The sequence below is a fragment of the Streptomyces sp. DSM 106670 genome, assembly GCF_055792845.1.
Genome location: NZ_CM147704.1, coordinates 1,891,613 through 1,907,513, shown reverse-complemented (window position 1 = coordinate 1,907,513; position 15,901 = coordinate 1,891,613). Strand labels below are relative to the sequence as shown.

The 15,901-nt window shown below is 66.4% G+C and carries 20 protein-coding genes; 12 read left to right on the top strand and 8 right to left on the bottom strand.

What is annotated here, in order from left to right; genetic code table 11:
* Window positions 1–19: 19 nt before the first annotated feature.
* Window positions 20–553: a chloramphenicol phosphotransferase CPT gene (gene cpt / locus ACSMXR_RS08375; protein ID WP_473171525.1), complete on the top strand. Its 534-nt coding sequence runs from the start codon at window positions 20–22 to the stop codon at window positions 551–553.
* A gap of 57 nt (window positions 554–610) precedes the next feature.
* On the top strand, window positions 611–1,177 hold the full coding sequence (locus ACSMXR_RS08370) for a GNAT family N-acetyltransferase (RefSeq protein ID WP_137232762.1): 567 nt from the start codon (window positions 611–613) through the stop codon (window positions 1,175–1,177).
* Between the two features lie 36 nt (window positions 1,178–1,213).
* Here ACSMXR_RS08370 and ACSMXR_RS08365 read toward each other — a convergent pair whose 3' ends face one another.
* On the bottom strand, window positions 1,214–1,630 hold the full coding sequence (locus tag ACSMXR_RS08365) for a hypothetical protein (RefSeq protein ID WP_381908021.1): 417 nt from the start codon (window positions 1,628–1,630) through the stop codon (window positions 1,214–1,216).
* A gap of 188 nt (window positions 1,631–1,818) precedes the next feature.
* Between ACSMXR_RS08365 and ACSMXR_RS08360 the strand changes: the two genes are divergently transcribed.
* The 4 genes from ACSMXR_RS08360 to ACSMXR_RS08345 all read left to right on the top strand — a co-directional run bounded on the left by ACSMXR_RS08360 (window position 1,819) and on the right by ACSMXR_RS08345 (window position 3,913).
* The gene (locus tag ACSMXR_RS08360) at window positions 1,819–2,235 is read left to right on the top strand and encodes a hypothetical protein (RefSeq protein WP_473172500.1); all 417 of its coding nucleotides are present in this window, start codon (window positions 1,819–1,821) and stop codon (window positions 2,233–2,235) included.
* Complete coding sequence (locus ACSMXR_RS08355) at window positions 2,232–2,744, top strand: hypothetical protein (protein ID WP_473172352.1); 513 nt, start codon at window positions 2,232–2,234, stop codon at window positions 2,742–2,744. Before ACSMXR_RS08360 ends, ACSMXR_RS08355 begins: the two co-directional genes overlap by 4 nt.
* Before the next feature lie 11 nt (window positions 2,745–2,755).
* Window positions 2,756–3,148 carry a cupin domain-containing protein gene (locus tag ACSMXR_RS08350; protein ID WP_473171524.1) on the top strand — a complete coding sequence of 131 codons (393 nt, stop codon included), beginning with the start codon at window positions 2,756–2,758 and terminating at the stop codon, window positions 3,146–3,148.
* A gap of 111 nt (window positions 3,149–3,259) precedes the next feature.
* A complete protein-coding gene (locus ACSMXR_RS08345; protein WP_473171523.1) occupies window positions 3,260–3,913 on the top strand; it encodes a class I SAM-dependent DNA methyltransferase in 654 nt (217 codons plus the stop codon).
* A 103-nt stretch (window positions 3,914–4,016) separates the two neighbouring features.
* Here ACSMXR_RS08345 and ACSMXR_RS08340 read toward each other — a convergent pair whose 3' ends face one another.
* From ACSMXR_RS08340 to ACSMXR_RS08320, 5 genes are read right to left on the bottom strand one after another with little or no spacing between them, the layout of a single operon-like run.
* Window positions 4,017–4,547: a P-loop nucleotide/nucleoside kinase family protein gene (locus ACSMXR_RS08340; RefSeq protein ID WP_473171522.1), complete on the bottom strand. Its 531-nt coding sequence runs from the start codon at window positions 4,545–4,547 to the stop codon at window positions 4,017–4,019.
* A 3-nt stretch (window positions 4,548–4,550) separates the two neighbouring features.
* Complete coding sequence (locus tag ACSMXR_RS08335; RefSeq protein ID WP_473171521.1) at window positions 4,551–5,462, bottom strand: glycosyltransferase family 2 protein; 912 nt, start codon at window positions 5,460–5,462, stop codon at window positions 4,551–4,553.
* Window positions 5,462–6,691, bottom strand: a complete 1,230-nt coding sequence (locus ACSMXR_RS08330; RefSeq protein ID WP_473171520.1) for a glycosyltransferase family protein — start codon at window positions 6,689–6,691, stop codon at window positions 5,462–5,464. The genes ACSMXR_RS08335 and ACSMXR_RS08330 overlap by 1 nt, the downstream gene beginning before the upstream one ends.
* Complete coding sequence (locus ACSMXR_RS08325) at window positions 6,688–7,392, bottom strand: hypothetical protein (protein WP_473171519.1); 705 nt, start codon at window positions 7,390–7,392, stop codon at window positions 6,688–6,690. Before ACSMXR_RS08325 ends, ACSMXR_RS08330 begins: the two co-directional genes overlap by 4 nt.
* Window positions 7,389–8,546: a glycosyltransferase family protein gene (locus ACSMXR_RS08320; protein ID WP_473171518.1), complete on the bottom strand. Its 1,158-nt coding sequence runs from the start codon at window positions 8,544–8,546 to the stop codon at window positions 7,389–7,391. Before ACSMXR_RS08320 ends, ACSMXR_RS08325 begins: the two co-directional genes overlap by 4 nt.
* A gap of 113 nt (window positions 8,547–8,659) precedes the next feature.
* Between ACSMXR_RS08320 and ACSMXR_RS08315 the strand changes: the two genes are divergently transcribed.
* From ACSMXR_RS08315 to ACSMXR_RS08295, 5 genes are all read left to right on the top strand, one after another.
* Entirely contained in the window at window positions 8,660–9,670 is a 1,011-nt protein-coding gene (locus ACSMXR_RS08315; RefSeq protein ID WP_473171517.1) for a helix-turn-helix domain-containing protein, read from the top strand.
* Window positions 9,667–10,236, top strand: a complete 570-nt coding sequence (locus ACSMXR_RS08310; RefSeq protein WP_473171516.1) for a peptide deformylase — start codon at window positions 9,667–9,669, stop codon at window positions 10,234–10,236. The genes ACSMXR_RS08315 and ACSMXR_RS08310 overlap by 4 nt, the downstream gene beginning before the upstream one ends.
* 90 nt (window positions 10,237–10,326) lie before the next feature.
* Window positions 10,327–11,040: a DUF5753 domain-containing protein gene (locus ACSMXR_RS08305; protein ID WP_473171515.1), complete on the top strand. Its 714-nt coding sequence runs from the start codon at window positions 10,327–10,329 to the stop codon at window positions 11,038–11,040.
* 272 nt (window positions 11,041–11,312) lie between these two features.
* The gene (locus tag ACSMXR_RS08300; RefSeq protein WP_473171514.1) at window positions 11,313–11,720 is read left to right on the top strand and encodes a hypothetical protein; all 408 of its coding nucleotides are present in this window, start codon (window positions 11,313–11,315) and stop codon (window positions 11,718–11,720) included.
* A gap of 57 nt (window positions 11,721–11,777) precedes the next feature.
* The gene (locus ACSMXR_RS08295) at window positions 11,778–12,596 is read left to right on the top strand and encodes a hypothetical protein (RefSeq protein WP_473171513.1); all 819 of its coding nucleotides are present in this window, start codon (window positions 11,778–11,780) and stop codon (window positions 12,594–12,596) included.
* Window positions 12,597–12,911: 315 nt separating this feature from the next.
* Here ACSMXR_RS08295 and glnA read toward each other — a convergent pair whose 3' ends face one another.
* Window positions 12,912–14,321 (bottom strand): type I glutamate--ammonia ligase, encoded by a 1,410-nt coding sequence (gene glnA / locus ACSMXR_RS08290; protein WP_030080762.1) that lies wholly within the window; start codon window positions 14,319–14,321, stop codon window positions 12,912–12,914.
* Window positions 14,322–14,615: 294 nt separating this feature from the next.
* Here glnA and ACSMXR_RS08285 point away from each other — a divergent pair, with 294 nt between their 5' ends.
* A complete protein-coding gene (locus tag ACSMXR_RS08285; protein WP_170994575.1) occupies window positions 14,616–15,023 on the top strand; it encodes an RDD family protein in 408 nt (135 codons plus the stop codon).
* A 114-nt stretch (window positions 15,024–15,137) separates the two neighbouring features.
* On the opposite strand, the gene ACSMXR_RS08280 is transcribed toward ACSMXR_RS08285, so the two are convergent.
* Window positions 15,138–15,845, bottom strand: coding sequence for a DUF4191 domain-containing protein (locus tag ACSMXR_RS08280; RefSeq protein WP_030080758.1), 708 nt, complete (start codon window positions 15,843–15,845; stop codon window positions 15,138–15,140).
* Between the last annotated feature and the right edge of the window lie 56 nt (window positions 15,846–15,901).

The window sequence follows — 15,901 nt, the reverse complement described above, 5'->3', positions numbered from 1 at the left end:
TTGCCTCTACTGTGACCGGGTGACAACCCAGGTGATCGTGCTGAACGGCGGCTCCAGCTCCGGCAAGTCCGGCATCGTCCGCTGCCTCCAGGCGGAGCTGCCGACCCCGTGGCTCGCCGCCGCGATCGACACGTTCGTCGACGCGCTGCCCGCGTCCCTGAGGTCGGGCGGCGAGGGCATCGAGTTCGCGGAGGACGGCGGCGTGGCGGTCGGCGAGGAGTTCCGCAGGCTGGAGGCGGCCTGGCGCGAGGGCGTGGCCGCGATGGCCCGGGCGGGAGCGAAGGTCATCATCGACGACGTGTTCCTCGGCGGCCCGGCCTCCCAGGAACCATGGCGAAAGGCGCTGACGGGCCTGAACGTCCTGTGGGTGGGCGTCCACTGCGAGGGCGCGGTCGCGGAGGCCCGCGAGATCGCCCGGGGCGACCGCCCGAAGGGCATGGCCGCGGCACAGGCGGAGACGGTCCACCGGGGCGTGGCGTACGACCTGGAGGTGGACACCACGCACACGGAGTCCCTGACCGTCGCGAGAACGATCGCACGCCACGTAACCTGACCCGCCCGACCGACCTGACCGCCCCCCCCCTGCATACACACACCAGTCTGGAGCCCGATGAGCGACCTGTGGACCGGCGAGAGGGTACGCCTGCGGGGCATCGAACCGCAGGACTGGGAGGGCTTCCGGGCCCTGGCCCTGCACACCGTGGACGCCCGCAACGCCGACGTGGTCGAACCCCCGCGCTCGGACGAGAGCTTCCGCGCCTGGGCCACCGAACGCGCCGGCCGCACCCCGAACCCGGCCTCGTACCAACTGGTCATCGAGACCCGCTTCGAGCACGCCTTCGTGGGCGCGGTGTCGGTCGGCGAGACGGACGCGAGGGCGGGCCGCTTCCGTACGGGCATCGAGGTCACCCGCGAACACCGCCGCCAGGGCTACGCGGCCGAGGCCACCGAACTGATCCTCACCTACATGTTCGCCGAACAGCGCTGCCACAAGTGCGAGGTGGAGGTCTACGCCTTCAACGACGCCTCGCTGGCCCTCTACCGCACACTCGGCTTCGTGGAGGAGGGCCGCCTGCGCCAGCACGAGTTCTTCGCGGGCGCGTACCACGACGTGGTCCTGCTGGGCATCACGGCGGACGAGTACTGGGCGGGGCGGGCACGGCCCTCGCTGCGCTGACGCCGCGCCCACACCACCCGTACAGGCCCCTGGCGATCAGTGAGCTCGCTGCCCCGTCGAGGCCGCGGAGCTCTTGAACTCGAACTTGAAGTTGGTGCCGTCCAGTACGTCGCTGGCGATGACCTTCCACTGGCCCGCCGTGGTGGTCTTGTAGGCGCTCTGGCAGTAGTTGAGGCCGCCGCTCTTGCTGTAGAAGCAGACCCTCACCTGGCGGCTGGTGCCGGTCTTGATGTTGATGTCGGCGCAGTTGCCGGTAGTGAAGTACGTGGCGCTCTGCGGCTGGAGGTAGGCGCCCGACGGCTTGCTGTAGCTCCATGCGTTGCCGTAGCAGGACTGGGCACCCACATCGCCCTGGGCTGCCGCACCGGCCGCGCCGGCGGTACCGCCGACGAGACCGGCCCCGGCGAGCGCGCCGGTCATGGCGACGGCGAGGAAACGCTTGCGGATCTGCATGAGAAACCCCCGTGTTGTCGATGCCTGCGACCCAACCCCCGTTGAACCGGGCCGAAGACCACTGGCGACCACGATGGCGGGTCGCACCCGGGCGCGGTACCTGGAATGTTGTAGGTACGGCCCGCTCCGCACGCCCGCCACAGTGGCGGGAGACGCACGTCAGCACACCCGACGGGGAAGGGCCCTCCATGAACCTCCACAAGCGGTTCGCCACCGTCGTCATGACCGGCGCACTCATCGGCGGTGGCCTGCTCGCCACCGGCAGCGCCACCGCGGCCACCCCGGGGGAGGTGGTCGCCCAGTCCTGCTACGGCAACGCCAAGACCTACACGAAGGCGACGGGCACGCAGATCTACCCGAACTACCCCACGTTCAACTACCTCAAGACGACGAGCAGCTGCGCCGACATCAACATCAAGACCGGCACGGACCGTTACGTGAAGGTCTGCTTCCTCCCGCAGAGTGGTGGCAGGAGCTGCCAGGCCGACTACAAGCTCGCGAAGGCGGGCAGCTGGAAAGTGATCGCCACGAACGTCAAGGACAACACGCAGTACCAGTTCCACTTCCGGAGCGACGCCAAGTCGACAGGGTCGTACGCCTCCTGATCAGACCGGCCCTTCCGGCGAACCGCGCGGTCCGGCCGGGCGGCGGCCGCCGGATCGGCTCGGCGGCCGACTTCGGTGCCTGGGCCGCTGAACGGACGGCGGTGGACCTGGTCGAACCGTTCACCTTCGTGGTCGGCATGGACGGCGCGCTCAGGTTGGCCCCCCGACGGAGCGAACACGTGGCATGCGCCGACGGAGAGAACGTCCTGAGCGCCGGAGAAATCAGTTTCTCCCGCGAGGCGGACCGCTGGGTGGTGGGCGACGTCAGCAACCAGTCGACCGGATACTGCCCGGACATCGTCTCCTGGCCGGCCGTCGCCCGCGCGCTGGACGCTATCGAGCTTGAGCGCCCATCCCACTTCACCCACCAAGTGGTGTTCCGGCGCTGTCCCGGCTGCCACGAGTGCACCATCGTGCGTGAGGACGACTTCGTCTGTGTCTTCTGCGGCAGCGATCTGCCCGAGGAGTGGAACGTCGATGCCGCGCCGCCGCATGACCGGCGCTGCTAGCGTTCCCCCACGTGAACGACAGCGTGTACGTGGGCAACGCGGGCAAGGACGCGGCACTGGACCGAGGATGGCTCCTCGGGCACTTCAAGGACGCCGACGACCCGCGCCACAGCGAGGCCGTGGAGATCAAATGGGGCGTACACCCCCGTGCCGACAGGCGAGCGCAGTGGGTGAGGGGCGAGGAACGCACGGCTCTCCTGGTTCTCATCAGTGGCCGCTTCCGCGTCGAACTGCCGGGCCGTGACGTCCTGCTGGCGGAGCAGGGCGACTACGTCGTGTGGGGGCGCGGAGTCGATCACTCATGGTTCGCGGAGGAGGAGTCGGTGGTCCTGACGGTCCGCTGGCCGTCCGTGCCGGGCTATGCGGTCATGCCCGGCGACAACAAGGTGCCTGATTCCCACTGACTCCACCCTCGGACACCCCAGGGCGGAACCGCGGACCGCGTCAGCCACCCGGACCGACGTCCCGCCATGGGGCAGACAGACTGCCAGCCCAACGCCGCGCGGAGGAAACCGTTGCCCGCACAGCACGACATCGCCGCCGAACGTGAACTCTGGGACACCTACGCCGACAGCGCCTTCAAGCCGGACGCGGAGCCCTCCTTCTGCTGGACCCAGTACACCGGCCACGGTCCGGGCCCCGAACTCCTCGGCGTGCCCGCCTCGGTCCTGGAGATCGGCTGTGGCACGGGCCGTGCCCTGGCTCATCTCGCCGAGCGCGGCATCAAGGCCACGGGCGTCGACCTGTCCCCGGTCATGGTGGGCAAGATCCGAGAACGCTGGAAGGAGACAGGGGCGCGGTTCGAGTGCGCCGAAGTCCTCGCATTCCTGGCCGACCACGACGACACCTACGACGCGATCTACTCGGTCTTCGGCGCCGCCTGGTTCACCGACCCGGCCAAGCTCTTCCCTCTCGTCGCCCAGAGCCTCAACCCGGGCGGCGTCTTCGCCTTCTCCCACCCGCCGGCGATCCCCGGCGCCTACGGACCCCAGGGCATGTACAAGGGCGGCTTCGCCGGGCCCGCCCTGTTCACCTACCGCTACAGCTATACGCCTCGCCGATGGCGGAATCTTCTCCACAGATCAGGTTTCCGCCAGGCAGAAGCCCGCGTCCTCGATGCCCCGAGAACAGGACACATCGGCACTCTGATCGTGCGAGCGACACGCTGAGCACATACAAGGTATTGGACGTGAATTGGCCCCGCCGTCTTTGTCGAGAACGACAGGGCTTTGAGTACCTGCTGATACCAAGAGGGCGATCAGAGGGTCTGCTCTAGCTTCGCCCACGCCCGACCACAGACAACGCCGCCACGAGTGCGGCCAGGTCTCCGGTATAGACGATGACTTCTTCGTCGTTGGCCGGAGAGTCATATCGGGCGAAGAAGTCGTCGAGGGCTTCGGGGGTGACGGTGAGGGCATTGGCGTCCTCGCGCTGGTTGCGTTCGGCGAGACGTCTCAGTAGTTCTTCCCGGTCGGCAGGGAGGTGGACCAGGACCGGGCGGCCGCCCGCTTCGCGGACGGCTTGCTGCCAGGAGTCGCGTTCTGTGCGTCGCCACAGACCGTGGTCCAGAACGACATCGTTCCCCGCCTCCAGCTCTTTGACGAGCCGTGCCCGGATCGCATCGACCACGGGCCGTTGGCGCTCGAAGTAGGTGTGCTCGGGGTAGTCCACTCCGTATCGGCCGTGGAGACGATGCACCTCTTCGTCCACGGACAGCCGTGTGTAGCCATGGTCGGCCAGGGCTTGCGCGACGGTTGTCTTGCCGGAGCCGGTGATGCCCACCAGGAGAACGGCGAGGGGCACGCGTCAATCCTTCCGCGAGGAGCTGTGCGTGGGCGCTTTCATTGTCTCGAATCCTGGTTGGTGTCCGACGTGCGGTCGCCACGTCGTGAAGATGCTGCGGGCCTCGTCGGACCAGTTGTACGGCTGACGGTCCAGGCTTACCCGGCGGAAGGCGAATCGCTGATCGCTTGTGTTGATCAAGCCGCCATGCTGGTCGACGTGCGACAGGAGCCGGCTGGCCTCATCGCGTACAGCCGGAGTCTGTTCCTGCCATGTGCCGGTCGAGAAGTGCCGCACTCGCCGACGGAGGTCGTCCAGGACGCCCGAACGCCACTTGAAGTGGTGAACCGCGCAGACACTATCTGCGTCCGGACGCAGTCCGGGGGCTCTGTGGTTGCCACTCGACACGGCCACATCGTGGCGAGCGAGCACGATCTTGCGAGGGTCTCCGTGCAGGAGCCGGTGGGTGAGGTGCCCGCCGAACGGATAGGCGATGTCCAAGTCGCCATGAGGCGCCCAGTCGGCGAGGCGCCCACTCGCGGCGATCCGGTCGAGCATCAATCCGCCAACCACCCGACGGCCTGAGTCCTCGGCTTGAGCGATCACCTCATTCAGTGGGACCGGGTACCGCTGGAACTCGTCGGCGTCGGCAAGTAGGTGCCAGCCCGAGCCGGCCTGATGCCGCAGTGCGTCACGGAGCAGAGTGTTGGTGTGCTCGTGCCATGGGCCCAAGCTGGTACCGGTGGGAACGATGCCCAGTTCGCGGCTGGTGGCCTGGAGTTCGTGCCGCTGCTGGACGGGCACATGCTCGGGGAAGTGGAAGGCGATCAAGAACCGTTCGATGCCCAACCACCGGTAGTGGCGGAGCCAGGCGGCCAGCAGCGGGGGTTCGACAGGGCCGACGACGGCGATCAGCGCGGGAGGGGTGCTCAGCATCAGCAGTCCTTCGTACGCAGTGAGGCGAAGGTGCGGGTGAGGAAGTCGGCCTGCCCGGCGGCCGACCACATGCCCAGCAGGCAGGGCACCTCCGGCCCGGGCCGCTCGGGCGGCCGACGGATGACTTCGTGCAGAGCCTCGGCGAGGGCGTCCGGGGTGCTGACGGTGAAGGTCAGCGCCCAGGGCCTGCCGTTGAGGAGGGCGGTGAGATCGGGGTGGTGATCGGAGACAACCAGAGGGACGCCGAGACGGGCGGCATCCATCACGAGCCCGGACTCCTTGCCGATGCCGGGGTGGCGAGCGACCAGAGCGGCATCGACGGCGGCATAGACCAGCCGTAGTACTGCTTCGCCGACCGGCCCGGGCACGCGGTGAAGGCGTACGTTCGACAGATCACGCCATCGGGCGAGCACGGCTTCATCGAGAGGGGTGCCAGTGACCACCAGGTGCAGCGGCCGCTTCAGCCGAATCAGGGCGGCGTCGACGATGCCGATGTCCTTGTACGGCCACCAGCCGCCGACCAGGCACACCGCGGGTTCGCCGGTGGGGATGTCGAAGGCAGTACGGCCGCCGACGCGTTCGGTGTCGGTGAGGCGTCTACCGTCGTCGACCGCGAAGGCCCGAACCACCATGGGCATGCCCGGGAAGGAAGCCATGAGCTGATCACCCACAGCCTGGGTCGGGCAGACCGCTACGGTCTGCCTCTCGCCACGTCGGGTGAGCCGACCGAGAAGCCGTACGGCGGCATCCTCAGTGGTGACTTGCTCGTGGACGAACCGCAGGTGCGGTAGCCCACCGAGGAGAGCAGCGCCGCCGTGCAGGCCCTCGCTCGCGCTCAGGATCACCACCGCTCCAGTGCCGGGCTCCAGTCGACGGGCGGTCCGCAAGGCCGACGCCTCCGCAAGGCACCGGGCGATGAGGGTGACCTGATGCGGAAACCGCCGCAGGAAGCGTGGCCAGCGGCGTGAGCGGAAGGCCCGCAGTCCAGTGGAGGAAAACCCGGCCGCAAGGTGGGAGGCTGCCAGCAGTGCGGCTGCGAAGGGCCCGGATGGTGAGGTCACCAACCGGGCGTCCGCCTCGCGAAGCGCCGTCACCGTGTCGCGGGCGATCCCGCGCGGGGTAATGACCAGGCTGCCGGGCCGTGCCTGAGCGAGGGCTACCAGCGTGCGCTGGTGGTGCCCGCCCAGGCGGTCGGCGTACGGCTCGATCAGGACGAGGGGACCGGTCACCCCGCCACCGCCTGGTCCCCGTGAGCGGCGGCAAACCGAGCCCGCAGCCACGTGGGGTCGTTCAGGTGGTCGAACCGTCCGGAGGCGCGCGCGCACTCCACTGCAAAGGCGACCCCTTCGCGAGCTCCGGCGGCGACGTACGGGGCGAACTCGCCGTTGCGGCTGTTGGCCCACGCCTCCACTCTCTGGCGGGAGCCATCGTCGGCCATGCCGTACTCGCTGCCGCGAGCAAGCATCGCGCACTCTCGGAAGCCGGCCTTCCAAGCGTGGAAGGGGCTCTGGTTGAACCTTGTGATCCCCGCGATCTGCTGGGCGAACTCGATCCGGCCCGGCAGGGCAGCGAGCACGTCCACGGCCTCGCCCATCTCACGCAGGGCGCTGCGGCGGATGAGCTTGAGCCCGCCGTATCCGTAAGCCAGGCCGTTGACCGGGTTGACCGCCTGCCACACCCGCATGGACACCTCCTCTTCGAGCGGCTCGACTGCAGCCACATCGAAGTCGGCGGCAATGGCGAAGTCCCCGTCGGCCAGAAGGAACTGTTCGCGGTCCACGACCTCGGCGCACAGCCGGTAGGCCCTGCGCATCCCGTGCACCCCGTGCAGCCGTTTGACGGAACCCCCAAGAGTTCGCTGCAGCCGCGAGTACAGAGCGTCGGCCATGGGCTCGTCGTACGACAGGAGAACGGCGTCGAAGATCGTCACGACATGGCCTCCAAGTAGCGTGCCGCGACCAGTGCGGGCGTGAAGTCAGCGGTGGAGGCGTAAGCACGCTTGGCGTGCAGGGCGTGGAACTCGTCGTCATCGGCGAGGCGTTCGGCGAGGCCGACGGCTTCAGCCGCCGTGGAGAAGCAGAGCTCGGGATCGATGTGCTCGGCGAGCCAGCCCAGTCGGGGTGCGATGACCGGCAGGCCCATGCCCTGGCAGTCGATCACGCTCATCGACCAGGGACAGCCGGGGCGGAACGGGGCGATCCCGAAGCGGGCGCCGTCCAGGAGGTTCTTGTAGCGGAGCCGGTCACCTCGGTCGGACACGAGCTGCACGTGCGGCAAGGCGGCGAGCTGGTCGCGCATTCGTTCTGGGCTGTCGTCCAGGCTCTTCCGCCCCGCCCGACGTGGCCCGAAGAGATCCATGACCCGCAGCCGGACCGTCCCGGATGCGGCGAGTTGCCGTGCGAGATCCACGAACTGCTCAGTGCCGTAGTGCGCGTACAGCCGGTGGTTGTAGACACCGATCGAACCAGCGCTGTATTCGGGCCTGGCGTGGGCGGGGTCTCGGACGAGCCGTTCGTCCCGGGGAGCGGGTACGACGCGCAGCTTGTCATCGAGATTCACCGTCATCCGCGCGGCAGCGTCAGATACCCATGACGCGGCCACGCCTGAGTGGACCAGCACCCGGTCGCAGGCGGCCAACCCGGCGGCGAACGCCAGCAGCACGGGCCGGCCCATTCCGGCGTCGTTCATGGCGGGGTCGAGCAGAAGCTGCCCTTCGGCAGTGAACGAGAACGGAAGGTAGTGGCAGTAGCCGACCAGCAGCGCGTTCGATCCGGCCTCCATCAGAGCGATGCGTAGTGCGGCGGCCTCCTCGATCTGGTTCGCCACCACCACGTCCGGCCGCTCTTCCCGGACCAGTTCCACCAACTCGTCGAGATCGGAAGAAAACCGCGCCCGGTACTTCGTTTCCGGCACCCCGGTCAGGTAGAAGCCGCAACGCTCGTCCCCGACTGCCGCCGGCGCGGCTACTGTCACGCTCGCTCCGGCGTCCACCAGGGCAGGGGCGAGCAGGTCCGCGAAGATCCATCCCGAATCAGCGGACAGACGATCAGGGTTGGAGATGTTGAGCAGGTACAAGATGTGCATCGAGCTTCCTCTTCCTCAGGTGCCCGGATTGGTCGGTCCGGGGTGATGAGGGAAGGAAACCGGTGACGTGGGCCGTGACGGGATGATGAACTGTGATCACTCACGGTTCATTCATGCTCACTGACCATCACGCGGGGGCGGGTCGTTCGATGGACGCGCAAGGCGAAGAGATCACCGTCGACCAGGCGGCCGAGGACTTCGCGGCGGAAGTGGCACGCTGGCGCGAGGTGCGCGGCATGTCGAAGCGGGCTTTGGCACGGGCGATGCGCTTCGACCCGTCCTACGTGAGCCACGTGGAGTCGGGCCGCCACAAGCCCAGCGAGGACTTTGCTCGGCTCGCCGAAGAGGCCCTGAACGCGGGAAAGTCCATCTGGCGGCGGTGGTGCACCTACGAGAAGGCACGGGCACGCACCAGCCTCACGCCATCAGCTCCGCCGGCTCCTCGCCGGCCCGAGCAGCCGTACGCAACCGATTCGGCGCTCGTCGTCGAACACGACGCCGCCTCCCTCCACTACGACGGCCGTTCCTACCGACTCACCATGCGCCGATTACTGCGCAACACCGGCACCGAGCCGGTGACCCGCTACCTGATCCGTATCTCCGTCGACCGCTACCCCGGTGACCCCGAGCGCTCCAACGCTCACTACCGAGCGCACCCCCTGACCTGGGAGGAACTTGATCTCACTGCGACCTGTCGAGGCGAGAAGATGCGATGGCAGGCGAAGCACGATCGCGACGCCTTCAAGGAAGTCTGGCTGCTCTTCGACAACGAGCACGGCCGCTTTCCTCTCTACCCGGGCGAATCGGTCTGGATCGAGTACGCCTACACCGTGGGCCACGAGAAGTGGGGCAACTGGTTCCAACGAGCCGTGCGTCTGCCCACCGAGCAACTCGAAGTCCAACTGGTCTTCCCGGCCTCTCTCGACCCCGTCGTCTGGGGCACCGAGACATCCATGACCGCCGAAGCCTCGCCGTTGCGCACCGCGCCCATCCGCAGCGACGCCGGTGAACAGCGGACGTTCACGTGGATCACGACCACACCCGCGCTGCATGCTCGGTACCGTCTGGAATGGCGGTTCCGGGCACAGCCCGAACCCGATTCGAACCAAGGAGAGTTCAGGTGACGGACGTGCGGCCCAGCCAGCGGATGCGAGACCTCGGAGTCGTCCAACAGGGTGCCGCCATCCTCACCGAACGGGCCCGCGCGTTCGACCTGCCCGCCGAACGGGACGAAGCAGAACGGGTCGTGGACGAGTTGTTCGCCGCCATGGACCGCATCGGCCAGGTGCACCCCTTCGCCAAGGGCATGGGGCTCGCGGCTCCACAAATCGGGATCAGCCGCGCCGCCGCCGTCGTCCAGCCGCCCGGCGACGCGCCCTCCATCGTTCTGCTCAACCCTCGAATCACTGACAGCTGCAAAGAGTCGGACGAGCACTACGAAGGCTGCCTGAGCTTCTTCGACGTACGGGGCCTAGTACCCCGCCCCCTGACAATCACTGTCGAGACCACGACCCAGTCCGGCGAGACCGTGACCACTGCGTACGAACGCGGCCTCGCCCGCCTCATCCATCACGAGATCGATCACCTCGGCGGGCTGCTCTACACCGCGCGTATGAACACGGGAGTCACCCCCATCCCCGTGGAGCAGTACCGGCAGACCGGGCAGGCCTGGGCCTACGAACGCTCGTGACCTCCAGCGCTGCCCTGGGCAGAGGCTGATGCGTTCGTGTGCTTTCCGGGAACGAACAGACCCACCCCGGATCAGGATGAGGAGATACAAGTGACCAGTTCTGTTCCATGGCAGGTGCGCTTGTCCGCAGGCACTGAAGCGGTTCAGGAAGAAGTGATCCGCTGGTACCAGGAGACGCCCCACGGCCAGGCTTATGTGCCGGACATGATCTGGGGGACGCTTCAGACGGAGGCGTACGCGACTGTGATCCTGGAGCAGGTCGTCGACTTCCTCGGAGTCCCCAACGACGTGCCCGCAGGTGTGGCCCGGCGGATGGAGCGGCAGCAGGTGCTGTACGACGGTGAGCACCGTTACGACGTCGTCCTCGGAGAGCAGGCCCTCTACACGAACATCGGCGGGTCCGAGGTGATGGTGGAGCAGATCGACCGGATCCTCCGCGACATCGACCTGCCCTCACTCACTCTCGGCATCATCCCTGCCGCAGCGCCCGTGAACATGCTTCCAGCCCATGGCTTCAACCTGCACGGGGACGCGGTCCACCTTGAGCTGGTCTCCTCAAGCGTGAAGGTGACTGAGCCGGCCGAACTCGGCCTCTATCGGGAGGCGTTCCGGCGGCTGAGCGACGCGGCACTCCATGGGGGCGAGACCAAGGAAATCTTGGGCAAGGCTCGCTCTTCTGGAGCGGGGCCGGGGACGGCTGACCGTACGCCTCTCGGATTCTCAGGCGCGTGCGAGCCAGCACGCGGGGGTCCTAGATTCCGAAGAACTGATGATGCCTCTTCGTCACCTCGGGCTCTCGACTGAGCGTTCCCGATGACCCGAGAGGGAGCGGAGGGCATTAGTCACCCGGAGGCATTAGTCACCAGCGATCCCTGTGGGCCACCCCCGGGACGCTCCAGGGGTGGCCCACAGGGATCGCTGGTGCGACGGGCAGAGCCATTTACGCTCGGTGGGGAGGCGTCGAGGTCCTTGCTTGCCCATCGCTGTGCCTGCCTCAGTTCGCTCTAGCTGATGGCCAGTTGATCTTTTGAGTACTCCAGGCCAGATCGAAAAATCCTCGCAGGGATGAACGAGCTATGGAACGATGCAAGTTGGCGGGATTTTCATCGGGCAGAGTAGGCGCAAAGATGCGCATGATTCGGTTCGTTATAACGTTGCCAGAGCCGATTGCTGTTCCCGACGGGTATACATGGCATAAAACCTATGGTGATCCTGAGCCCAATGGAATTGGCCAGTTCGTACATTTGTTCTTCATGCAGTCGAGCGGTGTGTCCCGGCAGAAGGGGCAGCTGTCTGCTGCTATTGATTGTTTGCATCGAATTAAGGGCGAAGAGTCGGAAGATTATATCCGTGACGATGATCTAATTGAGGCAATGTATACAACGGTCATCGCCTCTACGATCGAGGACCGTGATCAAGCTGTGGCGGGTGATTACTCATCTCCGCAAGAAATCCCTATCCAGTACGACCCGTTTAATCGATGAGTCGACGAATTGTCGAAGTTCATCAGGTCTTACAGAGCGTCTCTCGAGGTTCTCTGTGTGGCCCCCACCTACGAGCAGCTCGGTCCTGTAATCCCGTATGAGATCGGAGATCTTGTTCCCGTCTGTGTTGACGGAATTGAATCCGGTTTGATGGAGCCCGCGTGGGATAGTGGCGGTGCTTTCACTCTTGCGCACTTCAACTTTTTGGACCTTCCTGCGGGTGTCGAGTTGGGAAATTCCGATGAAGGTCGAATTGAGTATTTCAGGGAGATGCTAGAGCGCGGGAATCCTCTGTTTCTGTGGAAGGAACGTTTTATTGAGGCGCGTAATTCGATCTTTCGGGAAGGCCGCTACGGTGCGGCAGTGACACTTAGTAATACGGCCGCTGAGGTTCTCCTTGACGGCTTGCTAAGTTTGCTGTATTGGGAGTTGAAGGAGAATCCTGGGGCTGCGGCAAGCGTATTTGCTGAAGGGCGACTAGCGCGGCGCGTGAAATCCAACTTTGCTGAACTTCTCGGTGGGCGATGGGTGCTTGATGGGGACGGCCCTGTGGCGGACTGGTTTAACAAGTGCTACACGTTGCGTCACCGAGTTGTTCACGGCGGATATAGTCCAACGAGGTCTGAGGCAGAGGAGGCCCTCGATGCCGCGTTCTCGCTGTCACTCTATTGCTGGGATAGGTTGACGGAAAAGCGGAAAATTTTTCCGCGTACGACCCTGATGGTTCTTGCTGAGGAAGGACTTAGGAAGCGTGGGAAATGGTGCAACTTTATGCGAGATTTTTCCCGCGATGTAGCCCCCACCGAGCCTTCATGGAAGGAAAGTTTCGTACAGTGGCGAGATAAGATGTATGGCTCGCTGCTTTCCGGAGCTTGAGGGTGCACCTGTGCACGTCGGTTCTCTTCGACGCAGGGGAGAACATTCGGGCTCTTTCTCCGAGTACCTCGGGCACTCGGAGGCGGGCTTCACGCTCAGGGCATACACCCACCTCATGTGCCCAGCCAGGACCGGGCGCGCAAAATTATCGACGCGGCGTTCCGCCTGGCCGCCGAAAATGACGATGACAACGGTGCCGTGCCCGTCGCGGTGTGACGGAAGCAAAAAGACCGTCGGCCGTACCCCCGGAGGGGTACGGCCGACGGTCCACAGACGGCCCGGGCGAAAGGGAAACCCCTCCGACCCGCGGCAGTCCTAGATGTCGAAGTAAAGCTCGAACTCGTGCGGGTGCGGCCGCAGCTGGATCGGGGCGATCTCGTTCGTGCGCTTGTAGTCGATCCACGTCTCGATCAGGTCCGACGTGAAGACGCCGCCCGCCTGGAGGTACTCGTTGTCCGCCTCCAGGGCGTCGAGCACGGCCGGGAGGGAGGTCGGGACCTGCTGGACGTTGGCGTGCTCCTCGGGAGCCAGCTCGTAGAGGTCCTTGTCGATCGGCTCGGCCGGCTCGATCTTGTTCTTCACGCCGTCCAGGCCCGCCATCAGCAGCGCGGAGAACGCGAGGTACGGGTTGGAGGACGGGTCCGGGGCGCGGAACTCGACGCGCTTGGCCTTCGGGTTCGAGCCGGTGATCGGGATGCGCATCGCGGCGGAACGGTTCCGCTGCGAGTACACCATGTTGACCGGGGCCTCGAAGCCGGGGACCAGGCGGTGGTAGGAGTTCACCGTCGGGTTGGTGAAGGCCAGCAGCGACGGGGCGTGCTTCAGGATGCCGCCGATGTAGTAGCGGGCCATGTCCGACAGGCCGGCGTAACCCTGCTCGTCGTAGAAGAGCGGCGAGCCGCCCTGCCACAGCGACTGGTGCACGTGCATGCCCGAGCCGTTGTCGCCGAAGATCGGCTTCGGCATGAAGGTCGCGGTCTTGCCGTTGCGCCAGGCGACGTTCTTCACGATGTACTTGAAGAGCATCAGGTCGTCGGCCGCGGCGAGCAGCGTGTTGAACTTGTAGTTGATCTCGGCCTGGCCGGCCGTGCCGACCTCGTGGTGCTGGCGCTCGACCTGGAGGCCGTTCTTGTCCAGCTCCAGGGAGATCTCGGCACGCAGGTCGGCGAAGTGGTCCACCGGCGGGGCCGGGAAGTAGCCGCCCTTGTAGCGGACCTTGTAGCCGCGGTTGTTCTCGACCGCACCGGTGTTCCAGGCGCCGGCCTCGGAGTCGATGTGGTAGAAGCTCTCGTTCGCCGACGTCTGGAAGCGGACGTTGTCGAAGACGTAGAACTCGGCCTCGGGGCCGAAGTACGCGGTGTCCGCGATGCCGGTCGAGGCGAGGTAGGCCTCGGCCTTCTTGGCGATGTTGCGCGGGTCACGGCTGTACTGCTCGCCCGTGATCGGGTCGTGGATGAAGAAGTTGATGTTGACGGTCTTGTCGCGGCGGAAGGGGTCCACCCGGGCCGTCGACAGGTCGGCGCGCAGCGCCATGTCGGACTCGTGGATGGCCTGGAAGCCGCGGATCGACGAACCGTCGAAGGCCAGTTCCTCGGCCGGGTCGAAGGTCGCTGCCGGGATCGTGAAGTGCTGCATCACCCCGGGCAGGTCGCAGAACCGGACATCGATGAACTTGACGTCGTTGTCCGCTACGTACTTCTGCACTTCGTCGGCGTTCTGGAACATCCAACTCCTCCTACTCCCGGCCCGGGAGGGACGGGGTTGTAGCTCGTGGTGCGGCCAGTGCGGTGGCGCACGCTGGACCCGACCATAGGCAGGCGTGATTTCTCAAGCGTGACCCATTTGTTTCGCCCAAGTTAACCGGGGCGGTGGTGGGCGGCATCTCAGCGGCTGTCTCCGCGCGGCTGTTTCCGTGCCCCGCCCGGCCGGGGGCAAACATGGGCGCAGTACCGTGGACGGGTGGACAACAGGCAAGCAATCGGATCGTGGCTCTCGGGGCCCCGCGCGGCCGCCGAGCAGATGGGCGCCGACTTCGGCTACCGGGGCAAGGGGCTGGGGCTGCCCGAGGAGGGGCCCGGCTCGGTCGCTCCGCTCGGGCGGCGCTTCGGGGCCCTCTTCATCGACTGGTCGCTCTGCATGGTGATCGCATACGGGCTGTTCGCTCGCGGTGACCAGCAGGCGGCCGGGAACTGGGCGCTCGGGATCTTCCTCGTGATGAGCCTGCTGACCGTCGGGACCATCGGCTGCACGCCCGGCAAGCGCCTCCTGGGCGTACGGGTGGTCGCCGAGGGCGGCGGGCGGCTCGGGCTCGTGCGCGTGGCCGTGCGGACCGTACTGCTGCTGCTCGTCATCCCCGCGCTGGTCTGGGACCGCGACGGGCGCGGGCTGCACGACCGGCTGTCGCGTTCCGTACAGGTGCGGATGTGACCCCCCACCGCCCAGAAGCGTGAGGACCGCCCAGAGGCGTGAGAAACGGGGCGGCCCCGGGACCGTTCACCGGTCCGGGGCCGCCCCGTCGTGTGCGTACGTCGGCCGCCGCCGTCAGCGCATCTTTCCGCCGCGCGGCATCCGCATGCCCTTGGGCATCGGGCCCTTCGGCAGCGGCATGTTGCTCATCAGGTCGCCCATCGCGCGCAGCCGGTCGTTGGTGGAGGTCACCTGCGGGCCGGTCAGGACGCGGGGGAGCTTCAGCATCTTGGTGCGGACCTTCTTCAGGGGCACCTGGCCCTCGCCGTTGCCGACGATGATGTCGTGCACCGGCACGTCCACCACGATGCGGGCCATCTTCTTCTTCTCGGCCGCCAGCAGGCTCTTCACCCGGTTCGGGTTGCCCTCGGCCACCAGGACGATGCCGGCCTTGCCGACCGCCCGGTGGACGACGTCCTGGCTGCGGTTCATCGCCACCGCGGGGGTGGTGGTCCAGCCGCGTCCGATCCGGTCCAGGACGGCGGCCGCCGCTCCGGGCTGGCCCTCCATCTGTCCGAAGGCCGCCCGCTCGGCGCGCCGGCCGAAGATGATCGCCATCGCGAGGACGGCCAGGACGAAGCCCAGGATGCCCAGATAGACCGGGTGGCCGATCGCGAAGCCGATGCCGAGGAGGACACCGAACGTGAGGATTCCGACACCCGCGACGACAAGACCGATCTTGCTGTCGGTCCGCTTGGTCATCTTGTAGGTCAGGGCGATCTGCTTGAGCCGCCCTGCGTTCTCGGCGCTGTCCGCGCCTTCAGTTTTTGCCTTCCTCGCCATGTACCGAAGTTTACGTGGCGAGGGAGCGAGTCAGGAACGTGGGAGCGGTCCAGGAA

Coding starts and splice junctions, on each gene's coding strand:
- ACSMXR_RS08370 (WP_137232762.1), top strand. CDS start 611: ATGAGCGACCTGTGGACCGGCGAGAGGGTACGCCTGCGGGGCATCGAA.
- ACSMXR_RS08365 (WP_381908021.1), bottom strand. CDS start 1,630: ATGCAGATCCGCAAGCGTTTCCTCGCCGTCGCCATGACCGGCGCGCTC.
- ACSMXR_RS08360 (WP_473172500.1), top strand. CDS start 1,819: ATGAACCTCCACAAGCGGTTCGCCACCGTCGTCATGACCGGCGCACTC.
- ACSMXR_RS08335 (WP_473171521.1), bottom strand. CDS start 5,462: ATGCTGAGCACCCCTCCCGCGCTGATCGCCGTCGTCGGCCCTGTCGAA.
- ACSMXR_RS08320 (WP_473171518.1), bottom strand. CDS start 8,546: ATGCACATCTTGTACCTGCTCAACATCTCCAACCCTGATCGTCTGTCC.
- ACSMXR_RS08315 (WP_473171517.1), top strand. CDS start 8,660: ATGCTCACTGACCATCACGCGGGGGCGGGTCGTTCGATGGACGCGCAA.
- ACSMXR_RS08300 (WP_473171514.1), top strand. CDS start 11,313: ATGGAACGATGCAAGTTGGCGGGATTTTCATCGGGCAGAGTAGGCGCA.
- glnA (WP_030080762.1), bottom strand. CDS start 14,321: ATGTTCCAGAACGCCGACGAAGTGCAGAAGTACGTAGCGGACAACGAC.
- ACSMXR_RS08285 (WP_170994575.1), top strand. CDS start 14,616: ATGGGCGCCGACTTCGGCTACCGGGGCAAGGGGCTGGGGCTGCCCGAG.
- ACSMXR_RS08280 (WP_030080758.1), bottom strand. CDS start 15,845: ATGGCGAGGAAGGCAAAAACTGAAGGCGCGGACAGCGCCGAGAACGCA.